Source organism: Streptomyces sp. NPDC048506, from assembly GCF_040651315.1.
Classification (GTDB): domain Bacteria; phylum Actinomycetota; class Actinomycetes; order Streptomycetales; family Streptomycetaceae; genus Streptomyces.
Genome location: NZ_JBEZIX010000023.1, coordinates 1 through 16,735, shown reverse-complemented (window position 1 = coordinate 16,735; position 16,735 = coordinate 1). Strand labels below are relative to the sequence as shown.

The following is a 16,735-nucleotide window of genomic DNA, read 5'->3' as shown; positions in this document are numbered from 1 at the left end:
TGTGCGGTGGCCGAGTTACTGGCCGGGCAGCCAGCCCGTCTGGACCAGCTGCGCACCGCGCTTGCGCGTGATGAACGTGGCACGTCCGGGCGTCAGCGGCTGACCCTTGATGTTGCCCATCAGCGGACCCTCCGCCGGGTCGGCGGAGAGGATCAGACCCTGCGCACCGAGCTCCTTGGTGCGCTGCATCACCGGCTCGAACGAGGACCGTCCGGCGCCCGAGGAGCTGCGCGCGATGATCAGGCGCAGACCCACGTCACGGGCGAACGGCAGGTACTCGACCAGCGGCTGAAGCGGGTTGCCGCTGCTGGTCGCCACCAGGTCGTAGTCGTCGACGATGACGAACGCGTCCGGCAGGTCGTACCAGCTGCGGTTGCGCAGCTGCTCCGGCGTGACGTCCGGACCGGGCATCCGTCGGCCCAGCGAACCCGCCAGACCGCTGATGACCTCCTGGAGCTGCGGTCCGGCCGCGCAGTACTTGTACACATGGCTCTCGGGGAGCTCGCCGAGCAGGGCGCGGCGGTAGTCACCGACCACCATGAGCGCCTTGTCGGACGGGTACCGCTCGGCGATCTGCTTCGTCAGCAGGCGCAGCAGCGAGGACTTTCCGGACTCGCTCTCACCGTAGATGACCAGCAGCGGGTCGGACTCGAAGTCGATGAACGCCGGCGACAGCGTGGTCTCGTCGACACCGATCGCGATGCCGTGCTCCGGGTAGTCGCCGCCGTTGGGCAGCTCGTTGATGTGCAGCATCGTCGGCAGCATCCGCACCTTGGGAGCGGGCTCGCCCTGCCAGTGCTCGTTGACCGTCGACACCAGGTTCGCGATGCCGTCGCTGGTCGTCTCCGGGTCGCTCATCCCGTCCAGGCGCGGCAGCGCCGAGAGGAAGTCGAGCTTCTCGGGGGACAGACCGCGGCCGGGCTTGCCCATCGGGACGTTCTCCGCGCGCTTGCGGTCGAACTCCGACTCCATCGGGTCACCCAGGCGCAGCTCCACGCGGTTGAGGAGCTGGTCGCGCAGCGCCGGCCGGACCTCGGTGTAACGGGCGGCACCGAGGATCAGGTGGACACCGAAACCGAGACCACGGGCCGCGATGTCCAGGATCACCGGGTCCAGCTGCTCGTAGTCGGTCTTGAACGTGGCCCAACCATCGATGATCAGGAAGACGTCGCCCCACTTCTCGTCGGGGAAGGCGCCCGCGGCCCGCCGCTGACGGTAGGTCGAGATCGAGTCGATGTTGTTGGCCCGGAAGAACTCCTCGCGCTGGTTGAGGATGCCGACGACCTCGGCGACCGTACGGCGGACCTTCTCCGCGTCCAGACGCGAGGCGACGCCGCCGACGTGCGCCAGGTTCTCCATCGTCAGCATGCCGCCGCCGCCGAAGTCGAGGCAGTAGAACTGCACCTCGGACGGGGTGTGGGTGAGCGAGAACGCCGCGATGGTGGACCGGATCAGGGTCGACTTACCGGACTGCGGACCACCCACGACCAGGCCGTGACCGGCACCGGCGGAGAAGTCCAGGTACATCACGTCACGGCGCTGCTCGAACGGCTTGTCCACCAGCGCGACCGGCACCACGAGCTTGCCGAGCGCGGTGTACTCCGGCGCGTGCACACCCCGCTCGGGCGTGACCGCGAGGGCCGGCAGCAGCTGGTTGACCGTGGGCGGCTCCTCCAGCGGGGCCAGCCACACCTGGTGCGCCGGCGGGCCCTGGCCCTGCATCCGCTGCACCATGACGTCCAGCACGGTGTCGGCCAGCGCGTCGTCGATCTCCGGCTCGGAAGCCTCGACGGCGATGGGCTCCTCGATGATCTGCTCGACGACCGGGGCCGCGGTGAACGGCACCGGCATCCGCATCGACCGGCCACCGCCGCCGCTGCGGCCGCCGCCGCCCGGACCGCGGTAGACACCGGAGACGTACGCGGCCTTGAACTGGACCATCGTCTCGGTGTCGTACTTCAGGATGCCGGAACCGGGGACGTTCGGCAGGTGGTAGGCGTCCGGCACACCGATCGCGGTCCGCGACTCGGCCGCGGAGAAGGTGCGCAGACCCAGTCGGTAGGACAGGAAGGTGTCCAGACCGCGGAGCTTGCCCTCTTCCAGACGCTGCGAGGCGAGCAGCATGTGCACACCCATCGAACGGCCGATACGGCCGATCTGGATGAACATCTCGATGAAGTCGGGCTTGGCGGCGAGCAGCTCGGAGAACTCGTCGATGATCATCACCAGCGAGGGCAGCGGGTCCAGCGGGGCACCCGCGGCACGCGCCTTCTCGTAGTCGGTGATGTTGGCGTAGTTGCCCGCGGAGCGCAGCAGCTCCTGACGGCGCTGGAGTTCACCGGTGATCGAGTCGCGCATGCGGTCGATCAGCGTGACGTCCTCACCGAGGTTGGTGATGACGGCCGCGACGTGCGGCATCTCCGACATACCGGTGAAGGTGGCGCCACCCTTGAAGTCCGCGAGGATGAAGTTCAGCGTCTCGGAGGAGTGCGTCACCGCGAGGGCGAGCACCAGGGTGCGCAGCACCTCGGACTTGCCGGAACCGGTCGCACCGACACACAGACCGTGCGGGCCCATGCCCTGCTGCGAGGCTTCCTTGATGTCCAGCATGACCGGCTGGCCGTCGCGGTCCACACCGATCGGGACGCGCAGCCGCTCGGCCAGCGTCCGGGGCCGCCACGTACGCGAGACGTCCAGCGAACCGGCGTCGCCGATGTTGAGCAGGTCGGTGAAGTCCAGGGCGGACAGCAGCGGCTCCTCGCCGTCGGCGCCCGATCCCGCCCGCAGCGGGGCCAGCTGACGCGCCAGCGCCTCCGACTCGGCGATCGACAGGGTGTCGCAGACACCGTGGTAGACCGCACCGCTGGCCGACTCCAGCACCAGCTTGCCCGGCCACACCTGGACGGCCAGACCACCGCGGATCTCGTCCAGGTCGCCCGGCACGACCTCCAGGATGGTGACGCCCTGGAGGCCCTCGGCCCCGGCGATCACCGAGTCCATCGGCACCTCGCCACCGTCGAGCACGACCACCACGTGCGGGGTGTCGGTGACCGGAGTGCCCTGCGGGCTGAAGCGCCCGCGGCCGTCCAGTTCGTCCGCCAGCAGCTCCTCGACCTCACCGAGGTCGCCGACGACCAGCCGGCGGCTGCCCGCGCCGTCCGTGGTCTTGTCCTGCACCTGCGGCAGCCACTTCGTCCACTCCCACTCCGCCTGCGCACCGGGCGCGGCGACGACCGCCACGACCAGGTCCTCGGGGGAGTGCAGGGTGCACAGCTGGGCGAGGATGGCGCGCGCTGCGCCGTAGACCGTGTCCGGGTCACCGGAGACGGTCAGGTGGTAGAAGGCGCGCAGCGAGACCGCGAGCGGCAGGTTGTCCAACTGCCCGTGCTTGTCGAGGAACTCCTTCATCGCATGCGCGGTGAGCGGTTCCAGCTCGTCGACCGGGGCGGTCTCCGGAGCCCTCAGCGGGGTGGCCAACTGCTGTGGCCCGAGCCCGAGGCGCACCTGCCCGAAGTCGGGGTCGGTCGCCCGGCGTTCCCACACCCGTTTGCCCTCGGCGACGACGGCCCACAACTGGCTCGGATCGGGGTGGGTGAAAAGCTGCGCGTCCCGCTGCTTCCGCGCGGTGCGCCGCACCTCTTTCCGCTTCTGCGCCAAGTACTTGAGGTAATCCTGGCGCTCCTGGACCATTTGTCCGGAAGGGCCTTGGCGGGCCTTGACGATCTGCATGATCGCCATTGCCAGAGTGGACGCCACCATAAAGCCGCCCATGATTTTCATGAACGGCTGGTTGCCCATGAAGAGGAATCCCGCCGATGACGCCATGCCCATCATGGGCATAAACGTCATGAAGAGGTTCTCCTGCTCGCCTTCGCGGGGGAGCTCAGGAGGAGCCTCAAGTGTCACCTCCTCCGAGGGGACTTCGGGTGGCAGCGCGCGGGGCGGGCGCTTGACGATGACAACGCTCACCGAGGCATCAGTCCTTCATGCATCTCGCAGTCTCGGACCGCCCCCGTTGGATTCGACGGTCCCCCCGAGCCAAGTCCTTGGCCCGAACCAGGCGTTGATCCTACTGTTAAGCGTCAAGTCTCGGGGTGGGTGGGGCGGTGGCCGAATTGGACGGTACGCTGACGCCTCGCGAGCGTGCCATGGCCCCGAAGTGACGGCCCTCTATATACGGCGCGCGAAGCGACAAAACGCCCAACGGATAGGGGGAACCGCCAGGTGAGCACGAGCACTGGCACCGGCTTTTGCCGGGTCACAGTCGCCGCGCCGGACGCACGGATCGACGTGGCACTGCCGGAGGACGTCGCACTCGTCGACATTTATCCGGAGATCCTGCGGCTCTCCGGGCAGTCCCAGGCCGAGGGCGCACCGACCGGCTATCACCTCGTACGCCGCGACGGCACGGTGCTCGACGCCGGACAGTCCCTCGCCCAGCAGCAGATCCTCGACGGTGACCTGCTGCTGCTGAAGCCGTTCGCCGAGTCGCTGCCGCTCCCGGTCTTCGACGACGTCTCCGACGCCGTCGCCACCGCGGTCAAGCGCAACCGCAGCCGGTGGAGCGACGACCTCATGCACCTCGTCGGCCTCACCGCCGGCGTGCTGCTGCTCGTCATGATGGCGTTCGCCCTGTGGTTCTCCAACCCCGTCGACCGCGACATGCACCGCCTGCCCGGCATCATCGCCGGCGTCGTCGGCATCGTCCTGGTCGCGCTGGCCGGCGTCCGCGCCCGGGTCTACGACGACCACGGCTCCTCCATCGCGCTGGGCCTGTCCGCGCTGCCGCACCTGCTGATCGCCGGCTCCGGCATCTTCCCGGTGGAGGACGGGTCCGGCCCCGGCCGGCTGCACCTGCTCGTCGGCTGCGTCACCGTACTGATCGCCTCGGTCCTGCTGGTCGTCCTGCTGCCGCGCGGTGACGCCCCCTTCGTCGCCGCCGCGTTCCTCTCCGCCATCGGCACCCTCGCGGTCTTCGCCGCGATCCTCACCGACGCCGCGCCCCGCGAGGTCGCTGCCGTCACCGCCGTCGTCGCCATCGCCATGGTCGCCTGGCTGCCCGGCCTCTCCGCCCGCTTCGCCCGGCTGCCCATCGGCTACAAGTCGCCCGACCAGATCGCCAAGGGCTCCTACGACAACGGCCACGAGACCGAGTCCGTCGACTTCATCAAGATCGGCAACCAGGCCAAGCGCGGCCACGAACTGCTGCTCGGCCTCGTCGCCGGCTGCGCCGCCCTGGTCGTCGGCTCGGCCGGCATCGTCCTCGGCTTCTCCGACAACATGTGGGCCCAGCTGCTGGCCATGGCCGCCGGCATCACGATCATGTTGCGCGCCCGGCTCTTCGACTACACCGCGCAGGTCGCCTGCCTGACCATCGCCGGCATCCTGACGATCGTCCTGCTGATCCTGGGCATCGCGCTGCACCCGCCGCAGGACATCTTCGTCCAGCTCGTCCAGTACCAGGACTCCGGCCCGCTGAACATCCGCACCGTCTGGTTCTCCAGCAGCATCGCGGTGGGCGCCGCCGTCCTGGTCGGCGTCGGCCTGATCGTCCCGCGCAAGGGCGTCACCCCCTTCTGGGGCCGGATCTTCGACATCTTCGACGGCCTGGTCCTGCTGTCCCTGGTGCCGCTGTGCCTGGCGGTCCTGGACGTCTACAACAAGGTGCGCGGCCTCACCGGCAGCTGACCCGCCCGCCGGCCCCGGCCACGGCCCCCCGACCACCCGGTCGGGGGGCCGTTTCCAGCTGGTACCCTGTGTGACGGCTCGGTCGAGTCATCCAAGAATTCCCTGTGAAGCAGACCAGGGGCGCTCGACGGCCACCAACCCCAAGGAGTACCGAGTGTCGCTCGACGCCGCTACGAAGAAGCAGATCATGACCGAGTTCGGCACCAAGGAGGGCGACACCGGCTCCCCCGAGGTCCAGGTCGCGCTGCTCTCCCGCCGTATCTCGGACCTGACCGAGCACCTGAAGACCCACAAGCACGACCACCACTCCCGCCGTGGTCTGCTGCTGCTCGTCGGCCAGCGCCGCCGCCTGCTGCAGTACCTGGCGAAGAAGGACATCACGCGCTTCCGTGCGCTGGTCGAGCGCCTGGGCATCCGCCGCGGCGCGGCGGGCGCCAAGTAAGACGCCGTAGAGGGAGCGGTTCCCACCGGGGGCCGCTCCCTTTGCCATAGGCACCTGACACCGACGCCACCTCACGGTGGACGGAAGCTTTGTAGTCTGGTGCCATATCGCAAAAGTGAACGCGGTAGGAGCGCCTCCTGGCCGCCGGTCCTCGGTAGTGGCCCCCGGACGATCCCTGACCTCAGGTTTCATCACCCCGGGTGCTTCGATCGAAGACCGGCCCGCACCGGCGCTCCACCGAAGAAGGTCTGCCGCCACACGGGCAGCAGACGCAGACGAGGAGATATTCCTGGTGGAGAACGAGACCCACTACGCCGAAGCCGTGATCGACAACGGCACCTTCGGCACCCGCACCATCCGCTTCGAGACGGGCCGCCTGGCCAAGCAGGCCGCCGGCTCCGCCGTGGCATACCTGGACGACGACACCATGGTGCTGTCGGCCACCACCGCCTCCAAGAACCCGAAGGACCAGCTGGACTTCTTCCCGCTGACCGTCGACGTCGAGGAGCGGATGTACGCAGCCGGGAAGATCCCCGGCTCCTTCTTCCGTCGTGAGGGCCGCCCCTCCGAGGACGCCATCCTCACCTGTCGCCTGATCGACCGCCCGCTGCGCCCGTCCTTCAAGAAGGGCCTGCGCAACGAGATCCAGATCGTCGAGACGATCATGGCGCTCAACCCCGACCACCTCTACGACGTGGTCGCCATCAACGCCGCCTCCTGCTCCACGCAGCTGGCCGGCCTGCCCTTCTCCGGCCCGATCGGCGGCACCCGCGTCGCCCTGATCAAGGGCCAGTGGGTCGCCTTCCCGACCCACACCGAGCTGGAGGACGCCGTCTTCGACATGGTCGTGGCCGGCCGCGTCCTCCCGGATGGCGACGTCGCGATCATGATGGTCGAGGCCGAGGCCACCGAGAAGACCATCCAGCTGGTCAAGGACGGCGCCGAGGCCCCGACCGAAGAGGTCGTCGCCGCCGGTCTGGAAGCCGCCAAGCCCTTCATCAAGGTCCTCTGCAAGGCCCAGTCGGACCTCGCCGCCAAGGCCGCCAAGCCGGTCGGCGAGTTCCCGATCTTCCTCGACTACCAGGACGACGTCCTGGAGGCGCTGACCAAGGCCGTCAAGGACGAGCTCGCCCAGGCCCTGACCATCGCCGGCAAGCAGGAGCGCGAGTCCGAGCTGGACCGCGTCAAGGGCCTGGCCGCCGAGAAGCTGCTGCCGGAGTTCGAGGGCCGCGAGAAGGAGATCTCCGCCGCGTACCGTTCGCTGACCAAGACCCTGGTCCGCGAGCGCGTCATCAAGGAGAAGAAGCGCATCGACGGCCGCGGCGTCACGGACATCCGTACGCTCGCCGCCGAGGTCGAGGCCATCCCGCGGGTGCACGGCTCCGCCCTGTTCGAGCGTGGCGAGACCCAGATCCTGGGCGTCACCACCCTCAACATGCTCCGCATGGAGCAGCAGCTGGACACCCTCTCCCCGGTGACCCGCAAGCGCTACATGCACAACTACAACTTCCCGCCCTACTCCACCGGCGAGACCGGCCGCGTCGGCTCCCCCAAGCGCCGCGAGATCGGCCACGGTGCGCTCGCCGAGCGCGCGCTCATGCCGGTGCTGCCCAGCCGCGAGGAGTTCCCGTACGCGATCCGTCAGGTCTCCGAGGCCCTCGGCTCCAACGGATCCACGTCCATGGGCTCGGTCTGCGCCTCGACCATGTCGCTGTTCAACGCCGGTGTGCCGCTCAAGGCCCCGGTCGCGGGCATCGCCATGGGCCTGATCTCCCAGGAGATCGACGGCGAGACCCACTACGTCACCCTCACCGACATCCTCGGTGCGGAGGACGCCTTCGGTGACATGGACTTCAAGGTCGCCGGCACGAAGACCTTCGTGACCGCCCTCCAGCTGGACACCAAGCTGGACGGCATCCCGGCCTCCGTCCTGGCCGCGGCCCTCAAGCAGGCCCGCGACGCCCGGATGCACATCCTGGACGTGATGAACGAGGCGATCGACGTTCCGGACGAGATGTCCCCGAACGCGCCGCGGATCATCACCGTCAAGATCCCGGTGGACAAGATCGGTGAGGTCATCGGCCCCAAGGGCAAGATGATCAACCAGATCCAGGAGGACACCGGCGCCGACATCACGATCGAGGACGACGGCACCATCTACATCGGTGCCGCCGACGGCCCGGCCGCCGAGGCCGCCCGCGCCACGATCAACGGCATCGCCAACCCGACCATGCCCGAGGTCGGCGAGCGCTACCTGGGCACGGTCGTCAAGACCACCACCTTCGGTGCGTTCATCTCCCTGCTCCCGGGCAAGGACGGCCTGCTGCACATCTCGCAGATCCGCAAGCTCGCCGGCGGCAAGCGCGTGGAGAACGTCGAGGACGTGCTCGCGGTGGGCGCCAAGGTCCAGGTCGAGATCGCCGAGATCGACCAGCGCGGCAAGCTCTCCCTCATCCCCGTGATCGAGGAAGAGGACGCGGCGGACAAGAAGGACGACGCCGACAAGTGACTCCCCCTTCCCCTTTGGGTGGATCGCACCGCCCGACGGCCCGCACCTCTTCGGAGGGGCGGGCCGTCGCCCGTACCCAAACGCTTCTCAAGGGCACGGCCGGCGCCGGCACGGTCCGCCGGACCACGCTCCCCGGCGGCCTGCGGATCGTCACCGAGACGCTGCCGACGGTCCGCTCCGTCACCTTCGGGATCTGGGCGCACGTCGGCTCCCGCGACGAGACCCCGTCGCTCAACGGCGCCACGCACTACCTGGAGCACCTGCTCTTCAAGGGCACCGAGCGGCGCAGCGCGCTGGACATCTCCTCCGCCATCGACGCGGTCGGCGGCGAGATGAACGCCTTCACCGCGAAGGAGTACACCTGCTACTACGCACGGGTGCTTGACACGGACCTGCCGCTCGCCATCGACGTGGTGTGCGACATGCTCACCGGCTCGCTGATCGAAGCCGAGGACGTGGACGCCGAGCGCGGCGTCATCCTCGAAGAGATCGCGATGACCGAGGACGACCCCGGCGACTGCGTGCACGACCTCTTCGCGCACACCATGCTCGGCGACACCCCGCTCGGCCGCCCGGTCCTGGGCACCGTCGACACCGTCAACGCCCTCACCCCCGACCGCGTCCGCCGCTTCTACAAGAAGCACTACGACCCCACCCACCTCGTCGTCACGGCCGCCGGCAACATCGACCACGCCAAGGTCGTCCGCCAGGTCCGCCGCGCCTTCGAACAGGCCGGGGCCCTGGACCGCACGGACGCCACCCCGATCGCCCCGCGCTCCGGCACCCGCGCCATCCGCACCGCCGGCCGGGTCGAGCTGCTGAACCGCCGCACCGAGCAGGCCCATGTGATCCTCGGCATGCCCGGCATGGCCCGCACCGACGACCGTCGCTGGGCCATGGGCGTCCTGAACACCGCCCTCGGCGGAGGCATGTCCTCCCGCCTCTTCCAGGAGGTCCGGGAGAAGCGCGGGCTGGCCTACAGCGTGTACTCGTACACCTCCGGCTTCGCCGACTGCGGGCTCTTCGGCGTCTACGCGGGCTGCCGCCCCAACCAGGTGCACGACGTCCTGAAGATCTGCCGGGACGAACTGGACCAGGTGGTGGCGCACGGCCTCAGCGACGACGAGATCCACCGTGCGATCGGCCAACTGCGCGGATCCACCGTCCTCGGCCTGGAGGACACCGGCGCGCTGATGCACCGCCTCGGCAAGAGCGAGCTGTGCTGGGGCGAGCAGATGTCGGTCGACGAGATGCTCGTCCGGATAGCGGCCGTCACCCCGGACGAGGTGCGCGAGGTGGCCCGCGATGTACTGGGCGGGCGCCCCTCGCTGTCCGTCATCGGCCCCCTCAAGGACCGACAGGCGGCTCGCCTCGACGACATCGTCGCCTAGGGCCGCCCCGCCCCGTTGCCGTACCACCGAACGAAGGACTGGAAACGATGAGCAAGCTGCGCGTGGCCGTACTCGGAGCCCGGGGGCGCATCGGCTCCGAGGCCGTACGGGCCGTCGAGGCCGCCGAGGACATGGAGCTGGTCGCCGGACTCGGCCGTGGGGACAAGCTGGAGACGCTGGTCGAGGCCGGTGTCCAGGTCGTGGTCGAGCTGACCAACCCCGGCGCGGTGATGGGCAACCTCGACTTCTGCGTGCGCCACGGCATCCATGCGGTGGTCGGCACCACCGGATGGACCGACGAACGCCTCGCGCAGCTGCGCACCTCGCTCGCCGCCGCCCCGGAGGCGGGCGTGCTGATCGCCCCGAACTTCTCCATCGGGGCGGTGCTGACCATGCGGTTCGCCCAGCAGGCGGCGCGCTTCTTCGAGTCGGTCGAGGTGGTCGAGCTGCACCACCCGAACAAGGCGGACGCCCCGTCCGGCACCGCGGCCCGCACCGCCCAGCTGATCGCCAAGGCCCGCGAGGAGGCCGGCTGCGCCCCGCAGCCGGACGCCACCACCACCGCGCTGGACGGCGCGCGCGGCGCCGATGTGGACGGTGTCCCCGTGCACTCGGTCCGGCTGCGTGGCCTGCTGGCCCACCAGGAGGTGCTCTTCGGCGGCGAGGGCGAGACCCTCACCATCCGCCACGACTCCCTCCACCACCGCAGCTTCATGCCGGGCATCCTGCTCGGCGTGCGCCGCGTGGTGACCACTCCGGGCCTGACCGTGGGCCTGGAAAACTTCCTCGACCTGGGCTGAGGCCGGCAGTCATGGGTGGAAAGATCACGTACTTCTTCCTCGCCACCGTGCTGGTGCTCGTCTTCGGCGTGGTGGCGCTGGAGGGCGTACTGCTCCTCCTCACCGGTGAGCCGGCCGCCATGGGCATGGGCGCGGTGGCCTTCGTGCTGCCGTGCATCGGGGGATGGTTCCTCTGGCACAACACCCGCTTCGCACGGGACGCCCACCGGCTGGCACACGAGCTGGAGGCCGAGGGCGGCCTGCCGGTCGACGAGCTGAAGCGGACGCCGGGCGGCCGGATCGACCGGGACGCGGCCGACGCGGTGTTCGCCCAGCGGCAGGCCGAGACCGAGGACGCGCCGGACGACTGGCGCACATGGTTCCGGCTCGCGGTCGCCTACCACGACGCCAGGGACACCCCGCGCGCCCGCAAGGCCATGCAGCGCGCCATCGCCCTCCACGACGCCAAGCCCGTCCCAACGGCGTAACCCGCCCCTCGCGCCCCGACACACCGCACGCGCCGCCGGCCACGCCACGCCCACACCGCGGCGTGCCGCACGGTCCTGCGTGAGGCGTGAGGCGTGAGGCGTGAGGCGGTATGCGGGAGGTGGGCGGCGGAAGGCGGGCGCCGGGCGGTGGGTGAGGGCCCCGTCCCGTACCAACCGCCGGGAGTACCACCCCACGCCGGGAATACCACCCCGACGCCACCCCGTTGTGGCCCCGCAGGGGGCCCTCGCGTCCCCTAAGGGATCTGTTCGCCCGCCCCCTAGGCGGACTCCGCTAGGCGCAGTACTCCGCGGCCCACGCCTCCAGCACGTCCGCGGCCTGCTCGAACGCCTCCGGGCGGGCGAGGAAGTCACCGCTGTGGTCGGTGACCACGGCCCGCAGCGGCGTGCCCTGCCGGCGTTCGACGATCAGCGCCTGCCCCTGCACCGTCCGCGGCAGCCCCAGCCAGCGCACCGGCTGCTGGCGCGTCCGCACCGATGCGACGGTGCTCCACGGCTCGGTCGTCGTTTGCAGCAGGTTCACCTGCCGCAGGCCCTGCGCGCTGACCCAGATGCCCACCCGCAGCAGCCGCAGCGCCAGGGCGATGACCAGCGCCCCGATCGCGGCGACGGCCAGCGCACCGGGCAGCGAACCGGCCAGCGCGATGATCATCGCGGAGAGCAGGACGAACGAGGCGAGCAGCAGAAACACCGCCGCCGCCCCTACACGCCACGGTCCGGGGCGGTAGGGACGGCGCCAGTGGTCGGGCTCGTCGTGCGGGAGTGCGGCCGATTCCGCGGCACGGTCATCGAGGTCGCGGTCGGCCGTCAGAAAGGTCAGGGGCACGGCTGATCCTCACTCGGGCTGCTCAGCACTCGGGGACGTGCTGACGGAAGCTGTGACCGGTGAGGCTATCGGTACGGGTGAAGCGGAACCACTCGGCCCGCTCCGCCCGGGCGTGCCCTTGCCCGCTCAGCGGCGGGCGGCCTCGGACTGATGCACCCGATTCGACGTGGAACTGTCCTGCTGTAGTGCGGGAACGCCGAACAGCAGGGCGCCGGCCAGGCCGCCCACGACTGTCAGGGTGATCAGAGACTGGCCGACGAGCTGCGCGCGGGAGGCGCGCTCGCGTGGTGGGGGAGTGACATTGCTGCGGAACCGGTCTGCCTCGGCAACGAAGGCGAACGGGACGGGCTCTCGCCGGCGGAACATGAGCGGGCTCTCCTAGGAACCTCGAAGTGGGCACTGTCACAGGGTTAGACGTCTGTGGCGTCCGATTGGTGCCCGTTTTCCGAGACTTCTGTGAAAAATATCAACTCCCGTTCGGCGCCCTGCTATAGAGCGTCCGATTTGCGGCTAACGCGGCATCACGCCGCATTTACTGGACTGTCAGTGGCGGGTCGTAGGCTGGTCGCGCACGAGGATCGAACGGAAGGAACCGCCGGTGTCCCACACCCCCGCCGAGAGCCCCGAGAGCGCTGAGCCCGCCGAGGGTGCAGCCGTCCGCTTCCGGAGCGAGGTGACGGTCGAGCTGGTCAAGCACAGCGCAGCGGACAGCGACGTGCTGTGGGCGGCCCGGGTCTCCACGGCCGGCGAGCAGTCCCTGGAGGAGCTCCAGAAGGACCCGGAGCGCTCCAAGGGCCTGATCAACTACCTGATGCGGGACCGCCACGGCAGCCCCTTCGAGCACAACTCCATGACGTTCTTCATCAGCGCGCCGATCTTCGTCTTCCGCGAGTTCATGCGGCACCGCGTCGGCTGGTCGTACAACGAGGAGTCCGGCCGCTACCGCCAGCTGGAGCCGGTGTTCTACGTCCCCGGGGAGTCCCGCAAGCTCGTCCAGCAGGGCCGCCCCGGCAAGTACGAATTCGTCGAGGGCACCCAGGCGCAGCACGAGCTCACCACCCGCGCCATGGAGGACTCCTACCGCCAGGCCTACGAGGCCTATCAGGAGATGCTCGCAGCCGGCGTCGCCCGCGAGGTCGCCCGCGCGGTGCTCCCCGTGGGCCTCTTCTCCTCCATGTACGCGACCTGCAACGCCCGCTCGCTGATGCACTTCCTCGGCCTGCGCACGCAGCACGAGCAGGCGAAGGTGCCGTCCTTCCCGCAGCGGGAGATCGAAATGGTCGGTGAGCAGATGGAGGCCCACTGGGCCAAGCTGATGCCGCTCACGTACGGCGCATTCAATGCGAACGGACGGATCGCTCCGTAGCGTCCAGGCCCCGGGCCGGATACCCAGGCCCACCGGACAGCCGGGTGAAGTGTCCGGATTGCGGCATTTTAAGATGTTCATCTACGCTGAACAGACGGACCCGGCACTGCTTGAACCCCCGAGCAGGCAGTGCCGGAGTCCACATCCCTGCTCCCCGGAGGCGCATCCCGCGGTGAGCTACGAGTAGCGTGGGACCCATGGCTCCGACTTCCACACCGCAGACCCCCTTCGGGCGGGTGCTGACCGCCATGGTCACGCCGTTCACGGCGGATGGCGCTCTCGATCTCGACGGCGCGCAGCGGCTCGCCGCCCATCTGGTGGACGCCGGCAACGACGGCCTCGTCGTGAACGGCACTACCGGAGAGTCCCCGACCACCAGCGACGCGGAGAAAGCGCAGCTGGTCCGCGCCGTGGTCGATGCGGTCGGTGACCGTGCCTTTGTCGTCGCCGGAGCCGGCACCAACGACACCCACCACAGCCTTGAGCTGGCCCGCGCCGCCCAGGACGCCGGCGCCCACGGCCTGCTCGCTGTGACGCCGTACTACAGCAAGCCCCCGCAGGAGGGCCTGCTCCGCCACTTCACGGCCATCGCGGACGCCACCGACCTGCCGGTCATGCTCTACGACATCCCCGGCCGCAGCGGTGTTCCGATCAACACCGAGACCATCGTCCGGCTGGCCGAGCACCCCCGGATCGTCGCCAACAAGGACGCCAAGGGCGACCTCGGCCGCGCCAGCTGGGCCATCGCCCGCTCCGGCCTCGCCTGGTACAGCGGCGACGACATGCTCAACCTCCCGCTGCTCTCGGTCGGCGCCATCGGCTTCGTCTCCGTGGTCGGCCATGTCGTCGCCCCCGAGCTGCGCGCCCTCCTGGACGCCCACCTCAACGGCGACGTCACCAAGGCCACCGAGATCCACCAGAAGCTGCTGCCCGTCTTCACCGGAATGTTCCGCACCCAGGGCGTGATCACCACCAAGGCCGCCCTCGGCCTCCAGGGCCTGCCCGGCGGACCGCTGCGCCTGCCGCTCGTCGAGCTCTCCCCCGAGGAGACCGAGCAGCTCAAGCGCGATCTCGCCGCCGGCGGGGTACAGCTCTGAACACAGACTTCACAACTGAATACGGACCAACAACCGCCATATAGCAAGTGCACGAATGTCATGCGCGCCACGTGCCTCGACGGCAGCGTGGCGCGTGTGGTGAGGAGAGTCTTTTGAGTCATCCGCATCCTGAGCTCGGCGCTCCGCCGAAGCTCCCCAAGGGTGGCCTGCGCGTCACCCCCCTCGGCGGCCTGGGCGAGATCGGCCGCAACATGACCGTCTTCGAGTACGGCGGCCGGCTGCTGATCGTCGACTGCGGAGTGCTCTTCCCCGAGGAGGAGCAGCCCGGAATCGACCTGATCCTGCCGGACTTCTCGTCCATCAGGGATCGCCTCGACGACGTGGACGGCATCGTGCTCACGCACGGCCACGAGGACCACATCGGCGGCGTCCCCTACCTCCTGCGCGAGAAGCCGGACATCCCCCTCATCGGCTCCAAGCTGACCCTCGCCCTGATCGAGGCCAAGCTCCAGGAGCACCGCATCCGGCCGTACACGCTGGAGGTCGCCGAGGGCGAGCGCGAGCGTCTGGGCCCCTTCGACTGCGAGTTCATCGCGGTCAACCACTCCATCCCGGACGCCCTGGCGGTCGCGATCCGCACCCCCGCGGGCATGGTCGTGCACACCGGCGACTTCAAGATGGACCAGCTCCCGTTGGACCGCCGCCTCACCGACCTTCCCGCCTTCGCCAAGCTCGGCGAGGAAGGCATCGACCTCCTCCTCGTGGACTCCACGAACGCCGAGGTCCCGGGGTTCGTCCCGCCCGAGCGCGACATCTCCAATGTGCTCCGCCAGGTCTTCGCCGGCGCCCAGAAGCGGATCATCGTCGCCAGCTTCGCCAGCCATGTGCACCGCATCCAGCAGATTCTCGACGCGGCCCACGAGTACGGCCGCCGGGTCGCCTTCGTCGGACGCTCCATGGTCCGCAACATGGGCATCGCCCGGGAGCTGGGCTATCTGAGCGTCCCGGCCGGCCTGGTCGTCGACGTCAAGACGCTTGACGACCTCCCCGACGAAGAGGTCGTGCTGGTCTGCACGGGTTCCCAGGGCGAGCCGATGGCGGCCCTCTCCCGGATGGCCAACCGCGACCACCAGATCCGCATCGTCCAAGGCGACACGGTGATCCTGGCGTCGTCCCTCATCCCGGGCAACGAGAACGCGGTCTACCGCGTGATCAACGGCCTCACCCGCTGGGGCGCGAACGTCGTCCACAAGGGCAATGCCAGGGTCCACGTCTCGGGCCACGCCTCGGCCGGCGAGCTGCTGTACTTCTACAACATCTGCAAGCCGAAGAACCTGATGCCGGTGCACGGCGAGTGGCGCCACCTGCGGGCCAACGCTGAACTGGGCGCTCTGACCGGAGTGCCGAAGGACCGGATCGTCATCGCCGAGGACGGCGTGGTGGTCGACCTGGTCGATGGAATCGCCAAGATCACCGGCAAGATCCAGGCCGGCTACGTCTACGTCGACGGCCTCTCGGTCGGCGATGTCACCGAGGCCCACCTCAAGGACCGCCGCATCCTCGGCGAGGAGGGCATCATCTCGGTCTACGTGGTCGTGGACAGCAGCACCGGCAAGATCGTCGGTGGCCCGAACATCCACGCCCGTGGCTCCGGCATCGACGACGAGGCCTTCTCCGGCGTGATCCCGAAGATCGAGGACGCCCTGAGCAAGTCGGCACAGGACGGCATCACCGAGCCCCACCAGCTCCAGCAGCTGGTCCGTCGCTCGGTCGGGAAGTGGGTGTCGGACAACTACCGCCGCCGCCCGATGATCCTCCCTGTCGTCGTCGAGGTCTGACGCACAGGCCCGTACGAAGGTACTCAAGTCGGAGCGGGGCGCCCGGATTTGCATCCAGGCGCCCCGCTCCAGTACGTTTACGGCTCCGCCTGAACGGGAAGCCCCGGACGCCTGCGCGTCCGGAGCTGCGCCCACAAGCGGCGGAATTCCGGCCCAGAGCAATCTGATAAAGTCGGATCAGCCGAAAGGCAAAAACCCTCCGACGGAAATCGGAACCGGAAACGAAACGAATCCGGGTCTGCTAAAGTCGGAACCGCGAGAAAGCCGAAAGGCCGGATCGCACCGGCGAAAATCGGAGCCGCGAGGATCTGATAGAGTCGGAAACGCAAGAC

12 protein-coding genes are annotated in these 16,735 nt (G+C 69.2%); 9 read left to right on the top strand and 3 right to left on the bottom strand.

Annotated elements, in window-relative coordinates:
• Nucleotides 1-15: 15 nt before the first annotated feature.
• Nucleotides 16-3,969: a type VII secretion protein EccCa gene (eccCa, locus tag AB0C96_RS19895; RefSeq protein WP_362918977.1), complete on the bottom strand. Its 3,954-nt coding sequence runs from the start codon at nucleotides 3,967-3,969 to the stop codon at nucleotides 16-18.
• A 255-nt stretch (nucleotides 3,970-4,224) separates the two neighbouring features.
• Here eccCa and eccD point away from each other — a divergent pair, with 255 nt between their 5' ends.
• The 6 genes from eccD (at nucleotide 4,225) to AB0C96_RS19865 (ending at nucleotide 11,297) form a co-directional block, all read left to right on the top strand.
• On the top strand, nucleotides 4,225-5,688 hold the full coding sequence (eccD, locus tag AB0C96_RS19890) for a type VII secretion integral membrane protein EccD (RefSeq protein WP_362918976.1): 1,464 nt from the start codon (nucleotides 4,225-4,227) through the stop codon (nucleotides 5,686-5,688).
• A 154-nt stretch (nucleotides 5,689-5,842) separates the two neighbouring features.
• Nucleotides 5,843-6,130 (top strand): 30S ribosomal protein S15, encoded by a 288-nt coding sequence (gene rpsO / locus AB0C96_RS19885; protein WP_100599495.1) that lies wholly within the window; start codon nucleotides 5,843-5,845, stop codon nucleotides 6,128-6,130.
• Between the two features lie 292 nt (nucleotides 6,131-6,422).
• Nucleotides 6,423-8,639: a polyribonucleotide nucleotidyltransferase gene (locus tag AB0C96_RS19880; RefSeq protein ID WP_362918975.1), complete on the top strand. Its 2,217-nt coding sequence runs from the start codon at nucleotides 6,423-6,425 to the stop codon at nucleotides 8,637-8,639.
• A 14-nt stretch (nucleotides 8,640-8,653) separates the two neighbouring features.
• Nucleotides 8,654-10,030, top strand: coding sequence for a pitrilysin family protein (locus tag AB0C96_RS19875; RefSeq protein WP_362918974.1), 1,377 nt, complete (start codon nucleotides 8,654-8,656; stop codon nucleotides 10,028-10,030).
• Between the two features lie 47 nt (nucleotides 10,031-10,077).
• Nucleotides 10,078-10,830 (top strand): 4-hydroxy-tetrahydrodipicolinate reductase, encoded by a 753-nt coding sequence (dapB, locus tag AB0C96_RS19870; RefSeq protein ID WP_362918973.1) that lies wholly within the window; start codon nucleotides 10,078-10,080, stop codon nucleotides 10,828-10,830.
• Nucleotides 10,831-10,841: 11 nt separating this feature from the next.
• On the top strand, nucleotides 10,842-11,297 hold the full coding sequence (locus tag AB0C96_RS19865; RefSeq protein WP_362918972.1) for a hypothetical protein: 456 nt from the start codon (nucleotides 10,842-10,844) through the stop codon (nucleotides 11,295-11,297).
• 292 nt (nucleotides 11,298-11,589) lie between these two features.
• On the opposite strand, the gene AB0C96_RS19860 is transcribed toward AB0C96_RS19865, so the two are convergent.
• Entirely contained in the window at nucleotides 11,590-12,141 is a 552-nt protein-coding gene (locus AB0C96_RS19860; RefSeq protein ID WP_362918971.1) for a hypothetical protein, read from the bottom strand.
• A gap of 126 nt (nucleotides 12,142-12,267) precedes the next feature.
• Entirely contained in the window at nucleotides 12,268-12,507 is a 240-nt protein-coding gene (locus AB0C96_RS19855) for a hypothetical protein (protein ID WP_362918970.1), read from the bottom strand.
• A gap of 232 nt (nucleotides 12,508-12,739) precedes the next feature.
• On the opposite strand from AB0C96_RS19855, the gene thyX reads away from it, so the two are divergent.
• The 3 genes from thyX to AB0C96_RS19840 all read left to right on the top strand — a co-directional run bounded on the left by thyX (nucleotide 12,740) and on the right by AB0C96_RS19840 (nucleotide 16,403).
• Complete coding sequence (gene thyX, locus AB0C96_RS19850; protein ID WP_362918969.1) at nucleotides 12,740-13,507, top strand: FAD-dependent thymidylate synthase; 768 nt, start codon at nucleotides 12,740-12,742, stop codon at nucleotides 13,505-13,507.
• A gap of 197 nt (nucleotides 13,508-13,704) precedes the next feature.
• Entirely contained in the window at nucleotides 13,705-14,604 is a 900-nt protein-coding gene (gene dapA / locus AB0C96_RS19845; protein WP_362918968.1) for a 4-hydroxy-tetrahydrodipicolinate synthase, read from the top strand.
• A gap of 113 nt (nucleotides 14,605-14,717) precedes the next feature.
• The gene (locus tag AB0C96_RS19840) at nucleotides 14,718-16,403 is read left to right on the top strand and encodes a ribonuclease J (protein ID WP_362918967.1); all 1,686 of its coding nucleotides are present in this window, start codon (nucleotides 14,718-14,720) and stop codon (nucleotides 16,401-16,403) included.
• Nucleotides 16,404-16,735 lie beyond the last annotated feature (332 nt).

Bases quoted from the DNA above. Each gene is read 5' to 3' on its own strand.
- dapA (WP_362918968.1), top strand. From the start codon at position 13,705: ATGGCTCCGACTTCCACACCGCAGACCCCCTTCGGGCGGGTGCTGACC.
- AB0C96_RS19865 (WP_362918972.1), top strand. From the start codon at position 10,842: ATGGGTGGAAAGATCACGTACTTCTTCCTCGCCACCGTGCTGGTGCTC.
- AB0C96_RS19855 (WP_362918970.1), bottom strand. From the start codon at position 12,507: ATGTTCCGCCGGCGAGAGCCCGTCCCGTTCGCCTTCGTTGCCGAGGCA.
- dapB (WP_362918973.1), top strand. From the start codon at position 10,078: ATGAGCAAGCTGCGCGTGGCCGTACTCGGAGCCCGGGGGCGCATCGGC.